Source organism: Pseudomonas sp. AKS31, from assembly GCF_023634765.1.
Lineage (GTDB): Bacteria > Pseudomonadota > Gammaproteobacteria > Pseudomonadales > Pseudomonadaceae > Aquipseudomonas.
In genome coordinates, this window is the sequence record NZ_JAMLFX010000002.1 from 593,072 (window position 1) to 610,243 (window position 17,172).

Consider the following 17,172-nt stretch of genomic DNA (forward strand, 5'->3'; position numbering starts at 1 on the left):
CGCTCCCACAAGGACCTTCATTGCTTTCAAATCAGGGGCAGGCGCATGGCGCAGCGGCGCTCTGCGGGAAAGCCGAAGAGGACTTCGGTTTGCAGCGCATCGCGTAAATGGCGATCAGCTTGCGCATGCGTCAACTCGACAAACCCCATCCTCTGATAAAACGGCGCATTCCACGGCAGATCGCGAAAGGTGGTCAGCGTCACTGAGTTCAACTGCATCACGCGCGCTTGTTCAATGACTGCCGCAACCAGTGCGCGACCCATGCCTTGTCCTTGAAAAGCCTGACTGACGGATAACTCCTCAATGTGTATGTGCTGATCAATGTCTACAGCACGAACAAATCCAGTCAGTTGCCCATCGCTATTTTCAGCAACCCACACGTACGCCTGTTTGATGGCCTGCAGATGTTGGCCAGCATCGGGCACCTCGGCATTAGCCAGCCACGCCAACGGCGGTTCAAGACGAAACAATTGCGCGGCCGAACGCTCGATCGCGGGGAGGGCAACCGCGTCAGCAGGGCTGGCGCGGCGTACGTCGAAGGTCATGTTGAGGCGTGTCCTGTCGGTCAAGAGCTCGACAGGTTACGGTTTCAGCCACAGCAATACATAGTCGTTTTTATCAAAACGCCCGTTCAACACCGGCTGCGCGCTTTCCAGCGGCATGCCCTTGAGAGATGGCAGATCACTGCGATCCATCATCAACCACGCCGGCCCTTTGAGCGCCTCCAGTTGCTGGATCGAGTCGCTGAACAGCGGTTGCAGATCTTGCTCGATATTGACCATGAACTTGATCGCCTTCGCATCCTTGCCCATGCCGTGCAGCACCAGCGGCGCCGGGTTTTGTTGAACCTGGGCGAATACCGCGCGACTGAATCCCTGGGTGTCGTACAAACGCCGCTCCACCGGCTCGAATACCGCCGCGTACACCGTCCACAGCGCCAACACCGCAGACAACGCCAATACCTCGACACGCCAACGTGGGAGCAACAATCGCGACAATGCCAAGAGTTGCAGCACGCCCAGCGCGATCAACACCCAAGACACGTCACTCAACGGCTCGGCAAAGCGCCGTTGCGCGACCAGCAACACCACCAGCAACAAGCCCGGCGTGACCAGCCACAAGCCCAGCATCAACCCGCGCAACCAACGAAACACCCGCCCATGCACGACCTGAAACGGATACGCCGCAATGATCGCCGCCATCGGCAACATCGGCAGCAGATACCGGGCCTTCTTCGCCTGGGGAATCGACAAACCGACCATCACAATCAGCCCTGCCGCCGCGCAGTACTGCACCAGGCGCAGCGCCGGGCCACGTTGCTGCGGTTTGCTCAGCCAGGCCGCCGCCAGCACCAACAACGCCAGCGGATAGGCCAGCGCATAGTTGCCGAACGAACTGGTGAAGTAATACAGCGAACCGCTGACACCTTCGCTGCCGTCCATGCGCCCCATGAACTGCATGCGGATCACGTCCTGTACAAAGGCCGGACCACCGCTGGCCTGTGCCAGCCACAACAGCAGGCCGACACAGGCTGCGAGCAGCAGCGAAGCAAGTACGCCGAACACCAGCAGTCGCGACCACTCACGGTTGAGCAGGTAATAGCTGCACAGCATGCCGGTCGGCACCACCAGCCCCATCGGCCCGCGAATGCCGAAACCGAGCAACAGCAACGCGAAGATCAGCGGCCAGTGACGCCTGCCGGCAAAATGCTCATGGGCATAACCCAGATAGAACACCGCGAAGGCCACCGCTGCGAGCATCAAGTCCTGCGACACCGCGCGCACTTCGGTGACGAAACCGCCGGTGAGCATCAGCAACGCAATACTGATCAACGCCCAGCGCCGTGAGTACGGCGCCAGCAGTCGATACATCAGCGTCACAATCAGCGCACCGGCGACGGCACTCGGCGCCCACGCGGTCAACGCATTTACCGCGCCAAACGGCAGCGACAGCAGCCAGATGAACAGCGTCGAAACCGCTGAATAATCCGCATACGGTTGACCGTAAGTCGTCGGAAACACCGTCGGCCCATGGCGCAGCATTTCTTGCGCGAACAACACGAACCGCGAATCGAAACCAATCGGGGCCTGCCCGTGGACCCCGGCCATGAACAATACAAACGCCAGCAGCCCTGCGATCAGGGACTGCCGGCGAATTTCAGGCGATAACCTGATCAAGCGACGTCGGACGCGTTCGGCCACTGTTGCAGCGGGATCGGCAACTTGCGCGATTCGCCACGGCCCATCGGGAAGTACTGGAAGCCGTTGCGTGCCAGACGTTCGGCGTCGTAAAGGTTACGGCCGTCGAAGATCACCGGGGTGTTGAGGCGCTGTTTGATCAGGTCAAAATCCGGCGCCTTGAACTGCTGCCACTCGGTGCAGATGATCAAGGCGTCAGCGCCGGGTAGTACCGATTCCGGCGTACCCATCAGCATCAGTTTCGATTCCTCCGGGTAAAGGTTCTGGGTTTCCTGCATGGCTTCCGGGTCGAAGGCTCGCACGCTGGCGCCGGCGGCCCATAGTTCCTCGAGCAGGACACGGCTCGGTGCATCACGCATGTCATCGGTGTTGGGTTTGAACGCCAGCCCCCACAGAGCGAAGGTCTTGCCGCGCAGGTCACCCTTGTAGAACGCGTTGATGCGCTCGAACAACTTGTGCTTCTGGCGTTGGTTGATCGCCTCGACCGCTTGCAGCAAATCGCTGGAGCACTGCGCTTGTTCGGCGCTGTGGATCAAGGCGCGCATGTCTTTCGGGAAGCACGAGCCGCCATAACCGCAGCCGGGGTAGATGAAGTGGTAACCGATGCGCGTGTCGGCGCCGATGCCCTGGCGTACCGATTCGATATCGGCGCCCAGGTGCTCGGCCAGCTCGGCAATCTGGTTGATGAAGCTGATCTTGGTCGCCAGCATGCAGTTGGCGGCGTACTTGGTCAGCTCGGCGCTGCGCAGGTCCATGAACATGATGCGGTCATGGTTACGGTTGAATGGCGAGTACAGATCGCGCATCACGTCGCGCACTTCATCGCCTTCGCAGCCGATGACGATACGGTCCGGACGGCGACAGTCGGCTACCGCCGAGCCTTCCTTGAGGAATTCCGGGTTGGAGACGATATCGAACTGCAGCAGGCGGCCGACCTTGATCAGGGCTTTTTCGATGTGCGTGCGCAGGGTGTCGCCAGTGCCCACCGGCACCGTGGATTTCTCCACGATGATCAACGCCTGCTCACGATGGCGGGCAATCGCATCGCCGACCGAAAGCACGTAGCGCAGATCTGCCGAACCGTCTTCACGCGATGGCGTACCCACGGCAATAAAAGCGACCCGACCGTGTTGCACGGCGAGTTTTTCATCGGTGGTGAATTGCAGGCGTTTTGAATCCAGACCTTCGCGCACCAGGCTGGCCAGCCCCGGTTCGAAAATGCTGACATGACCCTGGCGCAACAGGTCGACCTTCTTCTGGTCGACGTCCATGCACACGACATCATGGCCGACCTCGGCCAACACAGCCGCTTGCACCAGACCGACGTAACCGCTGCCAAATACTGTGATTTTCATGGAGCACTCCTGAATTCGGGCGCACGAGCCGGACGAGTGTTGATGGTGATGACCCCGAGCATGACCAGCGCCACGCCCAGTGATTTAGTGAAACTGAAGGATTCGTTGAACAGCGGCAGGCTGGCCGCCAGCAGATAAACCAGCGCATAGCTGATGCTCAGCAGCGAATACGCCCGGCCCAGCGGCAGATCGCGCAGGGCGGCGAGCCAGCAGAGCATCGACAGGGCGTAGGCAAAAATCGCCGCAATGACCACGGCCAGCGCCCGCCAATCGAGGCTGTCGAGGTGCAGCCATTGTTGTGGTTCGGGCAGGCGGGTCATGCTCCAGCGCATGCCCAGTTGCGCAGCGCTGACGAGAAATACGCTGCCCAGCGCGAATGTGATGCCGCGACGTTGATTCATGACGGTTGCCCCAGCAAAACCACGCCGCCGATGACCAATGCCACGCCAAGCCAATGCTGGCGGTCGATGGGTTCACGGAAGACGAAGCGCGCGATCAGGGTGATCAGCACGAAGTTGAGGCTGAGCATCGGGTAGGCGATGCCGACTTCCAGCCGCTGCAACACCAACAGCCAGACCAACAGACCTGAGCCGAGGGCGAGCAGGGCCAGCCACAACCACGGCGTACGCAGCTTTTCGGCCCAGCCCGACTCGACGCCGCGCCAGCTCTCCACGGCGTACTTCTGCGCGATCTGCCCGAGGCAGGTCAGCAGGCACGCGGCCAACAGCAGCAACAGGCTCATGACGCCTCCTTGGGCAGGATCATGATCACCAGGTTGCCCTGTTCGTAACGGAGGCCGTCCTTTGGCAATCTGTCGATTTCGTCCAGTTCGTCCTGCCCCTTGACGCGCATCACCACGCCGACTGAACCGCTGCGGCGCGCCTCGCGCATCCACTGTTGTACGTGTTCGGGATCGACCCGCTGTTGAATGCCGTCAGGATAGGCAAGGCCATATTTCAATTCGCCTATCGTGTTGTACAACGCCACTTGCGGCGTTTTCAGGCGCCAGGCCAGTGCGGACGCGGCACCGAGATCGTTACTCAGCAGGTGGGTGGTCTGCGCCAGTTCCGTGACGTGATGCTTGACGAACTGATCCGGCATCTTGTTGGCGACCACCGATTTGGGCAGTGCCGCCGGGAGCACCGCGATCAGCAGCAGGCTGCCGAGCGCCGGTGTTGCCCAGCATTGCAGCGGCAGAAAGGCTTGCAGCAGGTTGGCGATGATCCAGCCGATCAGCGCGATAAACACCAGCACCATGCTGTGCAGTTCGTGGTCGTAGACCGGTTTGGTCAGTTGCAGATAGACCAGCGCGATCAGTGTGACGACGCCCAGCAACAGATTGAGCAGACCATTGATGCTCAGCGCGCGACCGTGCTCCAGGCGCAAACGGTCGGCGAGCGCATTGCCCAACAGCAACGCCATCGGCAGCAGGCAGGGCAGGATGTAGGTCGGCAGCTTGCCGTTGCTCAGGCTGAAAAACGCCAGTGGCATCGCCAGCCAGAGCAGCATAAAGACCATTTTCGGCTGAGCGCGGCTTTGCCACGCTTGCTTGAACGCGGTCGGCAGCAACCCCGCCCACGGCAGACTGAACGCCACCAGCAGCGGCAGGTAGAACCACCACGGCGCATCGTGTTGCGCATCGTCACCGGCAAAGCGGCGGATGTGCTCGTGCCAGAAGAAGAACCGCCAGTAGTCCGGCTCCTGCCCATGCACCGCGAGCACCCACGGCAGGCTGATGATGATCGCGATGGCAATCGCCACCGGGCCGAACATCAGCAATTCACGCCAGCGTTTTTGCCAGAGCATCCACGGCAGGGCGATCAACACCGGCAGTAACCAGGCGAGAAATCCCTTGGTCATGAAACCCATGCCACACGCCAGGCCCAATACGAACCAGGCCGCCATGCGCTTGCCGTTTGTGTGGCTGTCGACGGCAAACCACAGCGCCACCAGACTCAGGTTGACCCAAAAGGTGAATTGCGGATCGAGGTTGGCGTAGCCGGCCTGACCGGCGACGATGGTGAAACTCATGTAGAGCAGGGCGCAGACGAAGCTTTTGCGCGGCTCGTTCCACAAACGCCGGGCGAGCAGATAGCACAGCAGCACGCTCAACCCGGTGCTCAGCGCCGAGGCAAAGCGCACGCCGAACAGGTTCTGCCCGAACACTTGCTGAGCCATCGCGATCATCCAGTAACCGGCAATCGGCTTCTCGAAGTAGCGCAGGCTCATGAAGTGCGGCGACACCCAGTTACCACTGAGCAGCATGTCCTGGCTGATCTGTGCGTAACGGGTCTCATCAGGAATCCACAAACCGTGCGTGCCTAGCGGCAGCAGATAGGCCAGCAGGCAAATACCCAGCAACAGCAGTGGCAGCGTCCAGCGTTTGATCATGCGCCTTGCACTCCCAGCCAGCCTTCACGGCCGTCGAGGGCGCCGCGCTGCACGCGACCTACGGACAAGGTATTGAAAAACTCGGGCAACAAATCGCCCAGCGGTTTGAAATCGATGTTGCGCTGGCGGGCCTCGGCCAGCAATTGACGAAAATCCTCAGCCATCAGAATCCCTTCTACTTCGGCGTGAATGGTGTAGACGTTGAGCTGTTGCGGGCGAAAGTGATCAAGGATGAAACCGTTGAAATCCCGCGCCGCGACGATGGGGCCGACGACTTCGTCGAAGGTCGGCAGGTCCACCGGAATCTGCGGCGTGCCCGGCGTGCCGTCGGCCAGCAACGGGCGAAACAGCCGCGTGCCACGACAATCGCTGTTATAGCGAAAGCCGAAGGCTTGCTTGGCCTCGATCACGCGCTCGTCGGCACGCCAACCGGCGGCGGCCGAACACTGGATTTTTTCGCCGAGGATGTCGCTCAAGGTGTCGACGCCCTGACGGATCTGCTCGATCAGTTGCGCATTGCTCCAGCGTCCGGCATTGGCCTGCCAGCCGTGGTGATCCCACGCATGCAGACCGACTTCATGACCGGCGTCGCGGGCCTGACGCATCAGGTGGCCGAGATCGCGACCAATCGGCTTGCCCGGCCACGCGGTGCCAGCCAGCAGAATGTCCCAGCCGTACAGGCCGGCGGCATTGGAGCGAAGCATTTTCCAGAGGAACTGCGGGCGGATCAGGCGCCACAGATGCCGGCCCATGTTGTCCGGGCCGACACTGAAGAAGAACGTTGCCTTGATCTGCGCCTCGTCGAGCATTTCCAGCAGGCGCGGCACACCTTCACGGGTGCCGCGGTAGGTGTCGACGTCGATGCGGAGACCGGCCTGCATTACTGCTTGTCCGCGATTTCGAGCATGGCCTCGCGCAAGAAGAAATCCAGCGTGTTGCCGATGGTCTCGCGCATTTCCACGGTTGGCGTCCAGTCGAGCAGACGCTTGGCGTTGGCGATGCTGGGTTTACGGTGTTCGACGTCCTGATAACCAGCGCCATAAAACGCCTTGCTTTCCACATCGCGGAAACCGGCGAACGGCGGGAAGTTATGGCGCAGCGGATGCGCTTCGAACTGACGCAGCAGCTCTTCACCCAATTGACGGATGCTGGCTTCGTTGTCCGGGTTGCCGATGTTGATGATCTGGCCGTTGCAGACGTCGTTGTCGTTATCGATGATCCGCGCCAGTGCTTCGACGCCGTCAGCGATGTCGGTGAAGCAGCGTTTCTGCTCGCCGCCGTCGAACAGGCGAATCGGCGTGCCTTCAACCAGGTTGAGAATCAACTGGGTGATGGCGCGGGAGCTGCCGATGCGTGCCGAGTCCAGGCGATCGAGACGCGGGCCCATCCAGTTGAACGGGCGGAACAGGGTGAAATTCAAGCCCTTGGCGCCGTAGGCCCAGATCACCCGGTCCAGCAGTTGCTTGGACACGGAGTAGATCCAGCGCTGCTTGTTGATCGGGCCGACCACCAGGTTGGAAGTGTCTTCATCGAAGTGTTTGTCCTGGCACATGCCATAGACTTCCGAGGTCGACGGGAAGATCACGCGCTTGTTGTACTTGACGCAGTAGCGCACCAGTTTGAGGTTTTCTTCGAAGTCGAGTTCGAACACGCGCAGCGGGTTGCGCGTGTACTCGATCGGCGTGGCGATGGCCACCAGCGGCAGGACCACGTCGCACTTCTTGATGTGGTACTCGATCCACTCGGAGTGAATGCTGATGTCGCCTTCGACGTAGTGGAAGTGCGGATGACTGCGCAGGCGGTCGATGGCGTCGGAACCGATGTCCAGGCCATAGACTTCGTAGCGGTCGTCACGCAGCAGGCGCTCGGACAAGTGATTGCCGATAAAGCCGTTGACGCCGAGGATCAGCACGCGAGTGCGACGCGGTGCACGCCCGGACTCGGCACCGCGCAGCAGCGAGCCGTCAACCAGACCGAGTTCACTGGCCAGTTGCTGACCGCTGAGGAACAAGCCGTTATCGTTGCGCTGGCCGGAGAGGATCACCAGCGAATCTTCACCGCAGGCAATGCGCAGCGGATCGACGCTGATCACCCGGCCCGGCGCCTGACCGTCGTTGCCTTTGACGACTTCGGCGCTCCAGACGATGAGTTTGTGCTCGCCGACCGCGCAGAACGCGCCCGGATACGGTTGGGTCACCGCACGCACCAGGTTGAACAGTTGCTCGGCAGGTTTCGCCCAGACCAGTTTGCCGTCCGCTGCGGTGCGACGCCCGAAAACAGTGGCTTTCGATTCGTCCTGCGGGGTTTCGCTGGTCTTGCCTTGCAGCATCGCCGGCAAAGTGTCGCGCAGCAGATCGGTCGCGGCGATGCGCAGCTTGCCGTGCAGGCTCAACGCGGTGTCGTTGCGTTCGATGGCGACACGTTGCTGGGCAACGATGGCGCCGGCATCGGCACGTTTGACCATGCGGTGCAGGGTCACGCCGGTTTCGCTTTCGCCGTTGACCAGCACCCAGTTCGCTGGCGCGCGGCCACGGTAGCTGGGCAACAGCGAACCGTGCAGGTTGAACGCGCCTTGTTTGGCCACGGCCAGCAGCGATTCGCTCAGCAGGTTGCGGTAGTAGAACGAGAACATGTACTCAGGTGCGAGCTTGGCAATCCGTTCGATCCACAGCGGGTGGTTGACGTCTTCCGGCGCGTGCACCGGGATGCCTTTGCTGGCACACAGTTGCGCAACCGATCCGTAGAACGCGTTCTCTTTCGGATCATCGGCGTGAGTGAACACCGCCGCGATGGCGTAGCCGCTGTCGAGCAGGGCCTGAATGCCGGCGCAGCCAATATCGTGATAAGCGAAGACAACAGTTTTTGCACTCATGAGAGAACCTGACCGGTAGTAGAAGTAGTGGTGGAGAGACCATCAACGGTGACCGCAGGCGCCGGGTTGGCGGCGTGGCTGCGCAAGACTTTTTCAATGAAGAAACGCGGGCGGGCGCGCACGTCGCTGTACATGCGCCCCAGGTATTCGCCGAGCAGGCCCATGCCGATGAACTGGCCACCGGTGAACACAAACAGCACCGCGAACAGCACGAACATGCCGTCACCGGCCCAACCGGCACCGAAAGCCAGACGCATGACGATCAACGCAAAGGCAAACAGCAATCCAAGCCCGGCCATGGTGAAACCGACGATGCTCAGCAGGCGCAGCGGCGTGGTGGTCATGCAGGTGATCAGGTCGAACATCAGGTTGATCAGGCGCATCGGGCTGTACTTCGAATCGCCGTGCTCACGTTCGGCATGGGCCACGACGATTTCGGTGGTGTGGCGGGCGAAGCTGTTGGCCAGAATCGGAATAAAAGTGCTGCGTTCACGACAGGCGAGCATCGCGTCGATGATCGTCCGGCGGTAAGCGCGGAGCATGCAGCCGTAGTCGCTCATGGCGACGCCGGTGGAGCGCTGCACGGCGAGGTTGATCAGCTTCGACGGATAGCGGCGCAGGGCCGAATCCTGACGATTGCCGCGCACGGTGCCGACCACGTCGTAACCCTTTTCCGCTTCGGCGACCAGGCGCGGAATTTCTTCCGGGGGGTTCTGCAGGTCGGCGTCGAGGGTGATGACGACATCGCCTTTGCATTGTTCGAAACCGGCCATGATTGCCGCGTGCTGGCCGTAGTTACGGTTGAGGATGACCGCCACGAACGGGCTGTCTTCACGGGTCGCGGCTTCTTCCAGAAGGTTGGCGGAGTCGTCACGGCTGCCGTCGTCGACGAGGACGATTTCATAGTCGTGACGCAGCATGCGGCAGGCCGCTTCAGTGCGGCGCAGCAGTTCCGGCAGGCTGTCCTCTTCGTTGTAGACCGGGATGACGATCGACACACAGCGGATCGGATAAGGTTTCACGGGCGTTTGTCCATAAGAGTGGCGATGGCACCGACCACGCGATCAAGGTCTTGATCGCTCATGTCGGGGAACAACGGAATCGAGCACAGCCGCGCCGAGTTCCATTCGGTGTCGGGCAGGTACAGGTCAGGGGCACGCTGGCGATACCAGGTGTGCAGGTGGGTGGCGATGAAATGGATACCGGTGCCGATGCCCTGGTCCTGCAAGCCTTTCATGAAGGCTTCGCGGTCGATGCCCCAGCGCTCGCTGTCGATGCGCAGGATGAACAGGTGCCAGGCGTGGGTTTGTGCGTAGGCAGGCAGGGCAAGCGGTTGCACCGGCAGGCCTTCGAGTTTTTGCCGGTAGGCGTCGGCCAGTTCCGTGCGGCGGGCGTTGATCGCGTCCAGACGCTGCAGTTGCACCAGGGCAATCGCCGCGTTGATGTCGGCGAGGTTGTATTTGAAACCCGGTTCCATCACTTGCGCCTGCGGCTTGCGGCCACCGGTCAGGCGATCGTAGGCGTCGACACCCAGACCGTGAAACTTGAGCATGCGCACGCGGCTCGCCAAGGCTTCGTCGTCAGTGACGAACATCGCGCCTTCGGCACAGGTCATGTTCTTGATCGCGTGGAAGGAGAAAATCGCCGTGCCTTGCGAGCCGACGTGGCGGCCCTTGTAACGGGTGCCAGCGGCGTGGGCGGCGTCTTCGATGACCGCGATGCCGTGTTTGTCGGCCAGCGCGTACAGCGGATCAAGATCAAATGCGGCGCCGGCGTAATGCACCGGAATGATGGCTTTGGTGCGTGGGGTGATCGCCGCTTCAATGCGCGCGGCGTCGGTCATCAGAGTGTCGCGATCAACATCGACGAACACCGGCGTGGCGCCGAGCAGGGAAATCATGTTGGCGGTCGAGACCCAGGTCTGCGACGGGGTGATGACTTCGTCGCCCGGGCCAATGCCCAGGGCCAACAAGGTGATGTGCATGCCGCCGGTGGCGGAGGAAAGTGCGACCGCGTGCTTGCAACCAACGTATTGCGCGAATTGTTCTTCGAGTGCCTGGTTTTTAGGGCCGGTAGTAATCCAGCCGGAACGTAATACTTGTTCGACGGCGGCTATTTCTTCATCGCCGATACTTGGACGGGAAAACGGCAGGAACGCTTGACTCATAAGAACCTCGGGGCGACAGCCATCCTTCAGCCGATTGTCTGAAAAACACGGGATTTCAACGGGTTGAGATACCGGCCGGGGAATGCCTGATTGACTTTTAAGTCCACGGACGGCAGGGTTGCAGGCCTTTCGGGGCAACCTGTTGTAACTAAGGTTATGCGCGTTTTTGTGAAAGGAACATGAAAAAACGGTCGGCGATTCGTCTATCTGTAAGCCATACAGCCACCGTTCAGACTTCTTCCGTTCATCGGCTCTTTTAATCGAAAAGTCCTACGGAAGAGTCGCTCTTTATATAAGTTTCGTTGCACTTTTAAGTTGTTTTGTTGAACTGTTTTCTATTCAAGGCCGTTTCGTTTGATTGACTTGTCGAGTACTGAATCCACCCCGTCCAACACTAATCCGCTGACGCTTTATCTGGCGCGACTGGCGCCTTCCAGCCAATTGACCATGCGGTATGTCTTGCAGGACGCCGCCGACCGTCTCGGTTTCGAAGACGTGGACATCGAGGAAATCCCCTGGCACGGGCTGCAACCGGAAGATGTCGTGGCGTTGGTCGCCGCATTGCGCGCCGACGGCTATGCGCCGAACACCTCGTCGTTGTACGTGAATGCCGTGCGCGGTGTGATGAATGAAGCCTGGCGCATGAGTCTGATCTCTCAGGATCATTTGTTGAAAATTCGCTCGGTAAAGGGTATTGCCGGCACGCGCTTGTCCCAAGGGCGCAACTTGAAGCGCACCTTGATCCACGAATTGATGGAAGTCTGCGCCGCCGATCCGCGTCCGCAAGGATTACGCGACGCGGCGGTGATTGCGTTGTTGTATGGCACCGGCATGCGTAAATCGGAGTCGGTGGACCTGGACTTGAATCAGGTCGACTTCACTGAGCGCAGCCTGACCGTTACCGGCAAAGGCAACAAACAGCTGATCAAGTACGCGCCGGCCTGGGCGTTCGCCAAACTCGATGCATGGCTGGAACTGCGCCGCTCACAACTCAAGGAAGGCGAGAGCGACGATGCCTTTCTGTTCAACCGCATCCGTCGTGGCAGCCATATCACCCGCGAGCGCATCACCAAACACGCGATCTATTACATCGCCCGCCAGCGTGGCACGCAGGTCGGGGTGAAGATCATGCCCCACGATTTCCGCCGTTCGTTTATCACGCGGGTGATCGAGGAACATGATCTGTCGATTGCGCAGAAGCTTGCGCACCACAGCAACATCCAGACCACCGCCAACTACGATGTGCGGGATGACAACGAGCGGCGGCGTGCGGTGGATCGTTTCGATCTGTAGGTCCGGTCAGGACGGGGAAGGGCAGGTGCGCGCGTTGCTGGTTGCCGCCCGACTGATCTGGTCGGCCAGACGTTTGACGTTGTGCTGCTGGGCGCCCACCAGATCATCGATGGTCGGGCCGGACGGTGTTTGCAGGGTCGAACGGCAGGTCAGCAAGCCATTGTCAGTGGCGCCGACGGGGCGCAAGCGCCATTTGGCGTCGATCAGGCCGTACTGACCGGGGATCGAGTCGAAGCGTTGCACTTCGATGCGCACCGAAACGTTGCCTTGCCCACTGGTATTGCTCAATTGATCGGCCAACGCACCGCGCAACTCATCCGCCAGTGTCGCGCCCCACCAATCAGTTTCCAGAATCGCCAGACCGCTGTTGCCCTGGCGGATAACGATTTGCGCACGGTCGACCTGCGGCGGCACGCTCAGCGCTTCAATCGGAATCTGCGCGCCGGTCCGTGTGTTGGCGATCTGCACCGGCGTCAGCGTGTGAAAACTGATCGGGTCGCTGCGACAGGCGCCCAGCAGCATGAACGCAGCGAGCATGGTGATTTTCAGCGGTACAGCCATGGTTCAGCTCCTGTGCTCAGTTGCGTGGCGGGCCTTTGAGATCGATAGGCGCGGCGTTATCGGGACGACCGCGAATCAGCGATTCCGGATGCCGGCCGAGGTAATCCGACAGCTCACGCAGCGAGCGCGACATCCGCCCGAGTTCGTCGAGGGTTTCCGTGAGTTTCTCGCGTTGTGGCGAATCTTCGGCCAGGGTCGAGCTGGCGGACTGCAAGGTCTTGCTGACGTCGGCGAGGGTGCTCTGCACGCCCGGCAGGGTCTTGGCATTGAACTGGGCCAGGCCTTTGCGCAGTTCGACCAGATTGCTGTCGAGGTTGCTGGCGATGCGATCGACCGGCAGCTTGTTGAGCTTGTCGACCACCGCTTCGAGTTTTTCCTGCAACTGTTCGAGGCTGCCCGGAACGGTCGGGATGACCACCGGACGCAGTGTCGGGTCAAACGCGACTTTCTCGGCTTTCGGGAAGAAGTCCAGCGCGATGTACAACTGCCCAGTGAGCAGATTGCCGCTGCGGGCCTGGGCGCGCAGGCCATTGTCGATGAAGGTGCCCATCAAGCGAATGCCGGCGGCTTCGTCGTTGGGGTCATGTTTGAACGCGGTGAGCATTTTGCCGTACGCCATTCCCAGTCGCTGCGGGTAAATGACGATGCCGACGTTAAGTGGGAAGGCGCGTTTCTGCGCGTCGAAATCCAGATTGATCGCCACGACACGGCCAATTTCCATGCCGAGGAATTCCACCGGTGCGCCGACCTTGAGGCCGCGCAGGGACTGGTCGAACCGCAGACTCAAGTATTGCGCCTTGCCGTTGGGTGGAGCGAGGGCCGTCTGTTGGTCTTCGAACAGTTCGAAGTCCTTGTCATCGGCGGCGGCCACATCGTTGGGGCTGTAGTCCGGAGCGCGGAAGGCGATACCGCCTACCAGCATGGACGACAACGATTCGGTTTTGACCTGGAAGCCGTTGGCGCCGACGTTGACGTCGATACCACTGGCGTTCCAGAAACGGGTGTTTTCGGTGACAAAAGCGTCGTTCGGTGCATGGATGAATACTTCGATGTTCACGCCTTTGCCATCAGGTGCCAGTTCGTAGGTGACGACCTGGCCGACAGGAATCTTGCGGTAATACACAGGTGAACCGATGTCCAGCGAACCGAGGTCCGGCGCGTGCAACATGAAGCGCTTGCCCGGTTCGCCGTAGGTAATGGGCGGAGGGTTCTCCAGCCCCTTGAATTGCTTGGCGCGGTTATTGGCCTGACCGATGTCGGCGCCGATGTAGTCGCCGGAAAGCAGAGTGTCGATGCCCGACACGCCACCAGCCCCGATGCGCGGGCGCACCACCCAGAACTGCGAATCTTCACGGGTAAAGCTTTCGGCCTGCTTGGCCAGTTTGATGGTCGCGTTGACGCTCTTCTGGTCATCGCTCAACTCGACATCGGTGACCTGACCGATCACCACGTTGCGGTACTTCACTTCAGTCTTGTTTGCCACCAGTCCGCTGCCGGTCTTGAAGTTGACGGTGATGCTGGGGCCTTCCTGCATGATGTTGTGCACCACCAGCGAGATACCCACCAGCACCGCAACAATCGGCACGATCCACACCAGCGAAATGCCGAACCGGCGGGTTTTGACGGGGGCTTGGCCTGGCGCTCGCGGCTCGTCGGTGGCTGACGACTTCATCCATGTCCTCCTCGATTGAATGGGCACTGAGCGTCAGGAACGCCAAAGCACCTCATCAATATAGAAGTGCTTGGCGATAGAGCAAATGTGTATAGCCCGCATCGTTGGCAGTTTCCATGTAGGAGCTGTCGAGTGAAACGAGGCTGCGATCTTTTGATCTTGCTTTTTTAAGATCAAAAGATCGCAGCCTTCGGCAGCTCCTACAGGGATTGGGGGTTATCCGAGCATTTCCCGCAGGCGATACCAGAACATGCCCAGTGCCAGCAGTGGCGAACGCAAGGCCGGGCCGCCGGGGAAGGTCATGTGCGGCACGCCGCTGAACACGTCCATGCCCTGACTGTGGCCGGCATTGATCGCCTCGCCGAGCAGTTTCGCGCACCAGTGCGTGACGTTCAGGCCATGGCCGGAATAGCCCTGGGCGTAGAACACGTTGGGGTGCTGCTTGAGCCGACCGACCTGCGGAAAGCGGTTGGCGGTGATGCCGATCTTGCCGCCCCATTGGTAATCGATGCGCACGCCCGCCAGTTGCGGGAAGACCTTGAGCATCTTCGGTCGCATATAAGCGGCAATGTCCGCCGGATCGCGTCCGGAATAGTGGCAGGCCCCGCCGAACAGCAGGCGCCGGTCCGCCGAAAGTCGGTAGTAATCGAGGCCGACTTTCTGGTCGCACACCGCCAGATTGTACGGAATCAATTGCGCGGCGCGGGCCTCGGACAACGGTTCGGTGGCGATGATGTAACTGCCGGCCGGCAGCACCTTGCCACTGAGTTGTGGTTCGAGGTCGTCCAGATGCGCATTGCAACCTAGCACCAGACTGCCGGCGCGCACCGTACCGTGGGCGCAGCGCACTTGTACGGTCGGGCCGTGGATGATTTCCAGCACTTCACTGTGCTCGAAGATCCGTACGCCCAGCGCGGCCGCCAACCGCGCTTCGCCTTGCACCAGATCGAGCGGATGCAGGTGACCGGACCCCATGTCCACCAGCCCACCGGCATAAATGTCGGAATTCACCACCTGCTGGCGCACCTGCTCCGGGCCGATCAGTCGGGTTTCGTGGGCATAACCGAGTTCGGCGAGGTCGACCAATTCATCCTTGAAGGCAGCGAACTGCGCGGGGGTATTGGCCAGATCGCAGAAGCCCCAGCGCAGGTCACACTCGATGCCGTTGGCGCCGATGCGCTGCCGCACCAGCTCGACCGAATCGATGCCGGCGCGCTGCAAGTAACGCACGCCTTCCTGACCGACATACTTGGCGAAGCCGGCAACCTCATGACCGATCCCGCGAATCAACTGACCGCCATTGCGCCCACTGGCGCCCCAGCCGATGCGCCGGGCTTCGATCAACACCACCGACAGTCCGCGCTGAGCCAGCTCGATGGCGGTGTTGACCCCGGTGAATCCGCCGCCGATCACGCAGACATCGGCGGTCAAGTCTCCTTCCAGCAGCGGATAGGGTGTGCTCGCCCGGGCCGAAGCGGCGTAGTAGGAGCGAGCGTGTTCCTCGGTGTACTGATTCATTTGTTCGACTTCACTTTGCTCCAGGACCGGGTCATCAGACGCATGATCGCCTGGGGCGGGGTAGAGGAGATGTAGAGCTTGTCGAGCACGGCCTGGGATGGGTAAACCTCAGGGTTGTTGACCAGCTCCTGATCCATGTATTGCTTGGCGGCAGGGTTCGGGTTGGCGTAACCGACCGATGCACTGACCTTGGCGATCACTTGTGGATCGAGCAGGTAATTGATGAAGGCGTGGGCTTCTTTGGTGTTACTGGCGTCGGCCGGGATGGCCAGCAGGTCGAACCAGAGGTTGGCGCCTTCCTTCGGAATGGCGTAAGCGATGTTGACGCCGTTCTTGGCTTCCTTGGCGCGGTTGGCGGCCTGAAACACGTCGCCGGAATAACCGAAGGCCACACAGATGTCGCCGTTGGCCAGATCCGAGACGTACTTCGAGGAATGGAAATAGGTGATGTACGGACGGATGCTGAGCAGTTTCGCTTCAGCCTTTTTATAGTCTTCCGGGTTTTCGCTGCGCGGGTCCATGCCCATGTAATTGAGCACAGCAGGGAAGACTTCGTCGGCGGAGTCCATCATCGACACGCCGCACTGGGTGAGTTTCTTCAGGTTTTCAGGTTCGAACAGCACGGCCCAGGAATCGATGTGGTCGATGCCCAGCACTTGTTTGACCTTGTCGACGTTGTAGCCAATGCCATTGGTACCCCACAGGTACGGCACCGAGTGCTGGTTGCCTGGATCGTTTTTCTCCAGCAGCTCGAGCAGTTTCGGATCGAGGTTTTTGAAGTTCGGCAGTTGCGAGCGATCCAGTTTGAGGAAGGCACCGGCCTTCACCTGACGCGCGAGGAAGTGGTTGGACGGCACCACCACGTCATAGCCGGTGCGACCGGCGAGGAGCTTGCCTTCCAGGGTTTCGTTGGAGTCGAAAACGTCGTAGATCACCTTGATCCCGGTTGTGCTCTGGAAGTCGGCGAGGGTGGTTTCGCCGATGTAGTCGGTCCAGTTGTAGACGCTGACCTGGGATTGGGCTTGGGCTACGACGCTGCACATCAGGGCCAGAGCGGCGGGAACCATGGTTTTCAATAGACGCATTTCGACACCTCTTAAATTATTGGATTTTTCAGGTGGTTCGCTAATCCCTTGTGGGAGCGA

Annotated in this window: 14 protein-coding genes and 1 pseudogene; 1 reads left to right on the plus strand and 14 read right to left on the minus strand. The window is 60.5% G+C overall.

What is annotated here, in order from left to right:
• Positions 1–26: 26 nt before the first annotated feature.
• From M9827_RS08715 to arnB, 10 genes and pseudogenes are all read right to left on the minus strand, one after another.
• Positions 27–545, minus strand: a complete 519-nt coding sequence (locus M9827_RS08715) for a GNAT family N-acetyltransferase (protein ID WP_250605087.1) — start codon at positions 543–545, stop codon at positions 27–29.
• 36 nt (positions 546–581) lie between these two features.
• Positions 582–2,177 carry an ArnT family glycosyltransferase gene (locus tag M9827_RS08720; RefSeq protein ID WP_250605088.1) on the minus strand — a complete coding sequence of 532 codons (1,596 nt, stop codon included), beginning with the start codon at positions 2,175–2,177 and terminating at the stop codon, positions 582–584.
• Positions 2,163–3,553 (minus strand): annotated as a pseudogene (locus M9827_RS08725) (UDP-glucose dehydrogenase family protein); the annotation flags it as partial. The gene M9827_RS08720 and the pseudogene M9827_RS08725, both read right to left, overlap by 15 nt.
• The gene (gene arnF / locus M9827_RS08730; RefSeq protein ID WP_250605090.1) at positions 3,550–3,954 is read right to left on the minus strand and encodes a 4-amino-4-deoxy-L-arabinose-phosphoundecaprenol flippase subunit ArnF; all 405 of its coding nucleotides are present in this window, start codon (positions 3,952–3,954) and stop codon (positions 3,550–3,552) included. The gene arnF and the pseudogene M9827_RS08725, both read right to left, overlap by 4 nt.
• Positions 3,951–4,295 (minus strand): 4-amino-4-deoxy-L-arabinose-phosphoundecaprenol flippase subunit ArnE, encoded by a 345-nt coding sequence (gene arnE, locus M9827_RS08735; RefSeq protein ID WP_250605091.1) that lies wholly within the window; start codon positions 4,293–4,295, stop codon positions 3,951–3,953. Before arnE ends, arnF begins: the two co-directional genes overlap by 4 nt.
• A complete protein-coding gene (gene arnT, locus M9827_RS08740) occupies positions 4,292–5,944 on the minus strand; it encodes a lipid IV(A) 4-amino-4-deoxy-L-arabinosyltransferase (RefSeq protein WP_250605092.1) in 1,653 nt (550 codons plus the stop codon). The genes arnE and arnT overlap by 4 nt, the downstream gene beginning before the upstream one ends.
• Complete coding sequence (gene arnD, locus M9827_RS08745) at positions 5,941–6,825, minus strand: 4-deoxy-4-formamido-L-arabinose-phosphoundecaprenol deformylase (RefSeq protein ID WP_250605093.1); 885 nt, start codon at positions 6,823–6,825, stop codon at positions 5,941–5,943. Before arnD ends, arnT begins: the two co-directional genes overlap by 4 nt.
• A complete protein-coding gene (gene arnA, locus M9827_RS08750; protein WP_250605094.1) occupies positions 6,825–8,816 on the minus strand; it encodes a bifunctional UDP-4-amino-4-deoxy-L-arabinose formyltransferase/UDP-glucuronic acid oxidase ArnA in 1,992 nt (663 codons plus the stop codon). Before arnA ends, arnD begins: the two co-directional genes overlap by 1 nt.
• Positions 8,813–9,838, minus strand: coding sequence for an undecaprenyl-phosphate 4-deoxy-4-formamido-L-arabinose transferase (gene arnC / locus M9827_RS08755; protein WP_250605095.1), 1,026 nt, complete (start codon positions 9,836–9,838; stop codon positions 8,813–8,815). The genes arnA and arnC overlap by 4 nt, the downstream gene beginning before the upstream one ends.
• Complete coding sequence (arnB, locus tag M9827_RS08760; protein WP_250605096.1) at positions 9,835–10,983, minus strand: UDP-4-amino-4-deoxy-L-arabinose aminotransferase; 1,149 nt, start codon at positions 10,981–10,983, stop codon at positions 9,835–9,837. Before arnB ends, arnC begins: the two co-directional genes overlap by 4 nt.
• A gap of 354 nt (positions 10,984–11,337) precedes the next feature.
• Between arnB and M9827_RS08765 the strand changes: the two genes are divergently transcribed.
• Positions 11,338–12,276 (plus strand): site-specific integrase, encoded by a 939-nt coding sequence (locus M9827_RS08765; protein WP_502943420.1) that lies wholly within the window; start codon positions 11,338–11,340, stop codon positions 12,274–12,276.
• 6 nt (positions 12,277–12,282) lie between these two features.
• Here the strand turns inward: M9827_RS08765 and M9827_RS08770 are convergent, their stop codons facing one another.
• The 4 genes from M9827_RS08770 to M9827_RS08785 all read right to left on the minus strand — a co-directional run bounded on the left by M9827_RS08770 (position 12,283) and on the right by M9827_RS08785 (position 17,112).
• The gene (locus M9827_RS08770; protein WP_250605097.1) at positions 12,283–12,837 is read right to left on the minus strand and encodes a PqiC family protein; all 555 of its coding nucleotides are present in this window, start codon (positions 12,835–12,837) and stop codon (positions 12,283–12,285) included.
• Positions 12,838–12,853: 16 nt separating this feature from the next.
• Complete coding sequence (locus M9827_RS08775; protein WP_250605098.1) at positions 12,854–14,509, minus strand: PqiB family protein; 1,656 nt, start codon at positions 14,507–14,509, stop codon at positions 12,854–12,856.
• 216 nt (positions 14,510–14,725) lie between these two features.
• Positions 14,726–16,027 carry an NAD(P)/FAD-dependent oxidoreductase gene (locus M9827_RS08780; RefSeq protein ID WP_250605099.1) on the minus strand — a complete coding sequence of 434 codons (1,302 nt, stop codon included), beginning with the start codon at positions 16,025–16,027 and terminating at the stop codon, positions 14,726–14,728.
• On the minus strand, positions 16,024–17,112 hold the full coding sequence (locus tag M9827_RS08785) for a polyamine ABC transporter substrate-binding protein (RefSeq protein ID WP_250605100.1): 1,089 nt from the start codon (positions 17,110–17,112) through the stop codon (positions 16,024–16,026). The genes M9827_RS08780 and M9827_RS08785 overlap by 4 nt, the downstream gene beginning before the upstream one ends.
• Positions 17,113–17,172: the final 60 nt, after the last annotated feature.

What these genes read in the sequence shown, in the direction of transcription:
- M9827_RS08715 (WP_250605087.1), bottom strand. Translation starts at nt 545, where the DNA reads ATGACCTTCGACGTACGCCGCGCCAGCCCTGCTGACGCGGTTGCCCTC.
- arnF (WP_250605090.1), bottom strand. Translation starts at nt 3,954, where the DNA reads ATGAATCAACGTCGCGGCATCACATTCGCGCTGGGCAGCGTATTTCTC.
- arnE (WP_250605091.1), bottom strand. Translation starts at nt 4,295, where the DNA reads ATGAGCCTGTTGCTGCTGTTGGCCGCGTGCCTGCTGACCTGCCTCGGG.
- arnT (WP_250605092.1), bottom strand. Translation starts at nt 5,944, where the DNA reads ATGATCAAACGCTGGACGCTGCCACTGCTGTTGCTGGGTATTTGCCTG.
- arnD (WP_250605093.1), bottom strand. Translation starts at nt 6,825, where the DNA reads ATGCAGGCCGGTCTCCGCATCGACGTCGACACCTACCGCGGCACCCGT.
- arnA (WP_250605094.1), bottom strand. Translation starts at nt 8,816, where the DNA reads ATGAGTGCAAAAACTGTTGTCTTCGCTTATCACGATATTGGCTGCGCC.
- arnB (WP_250605096.1), bottom strand. Translation starts at nt 10,983, where the DNA reads ATGAGTCAAGCGTTCCTGCCGTTTTCCCGTCCAAGTATCGGCGATGAA.
- M9827_RS08770 (WP_250605097.1), bottom strand. Translation starts at nt 12,837, where the DNA reads ATGGCTGTACCGCTGAAAATCACCATGCTCGCTGCGTTCATGCTGCTG.
- M9827_RS08775 (WP_250605098.1), bottom strand. Translation starts at nt 14,509, where the DNA reads ATGAAGTCGTCAGCCACCGACGAGCCGCGAGCGCCAGGCCAAGCCCCC.
- M9827_RS08780 (WP_250605099.1), bottom strand. Translation starts at nt 16,027, where the DNA reads ATGAATCAGTACACCGAGGAACACGCTCGCTCCTACTACGCCGCTTCG.
- M9827_RS08785 (WP_250605100.1), bottom strand. Translation starts at nt 17,112, where the DNA reads ATGCGTCTATTGAAAACCATGGTTCCCGCCGCTCTGGCCCTGATGTGC.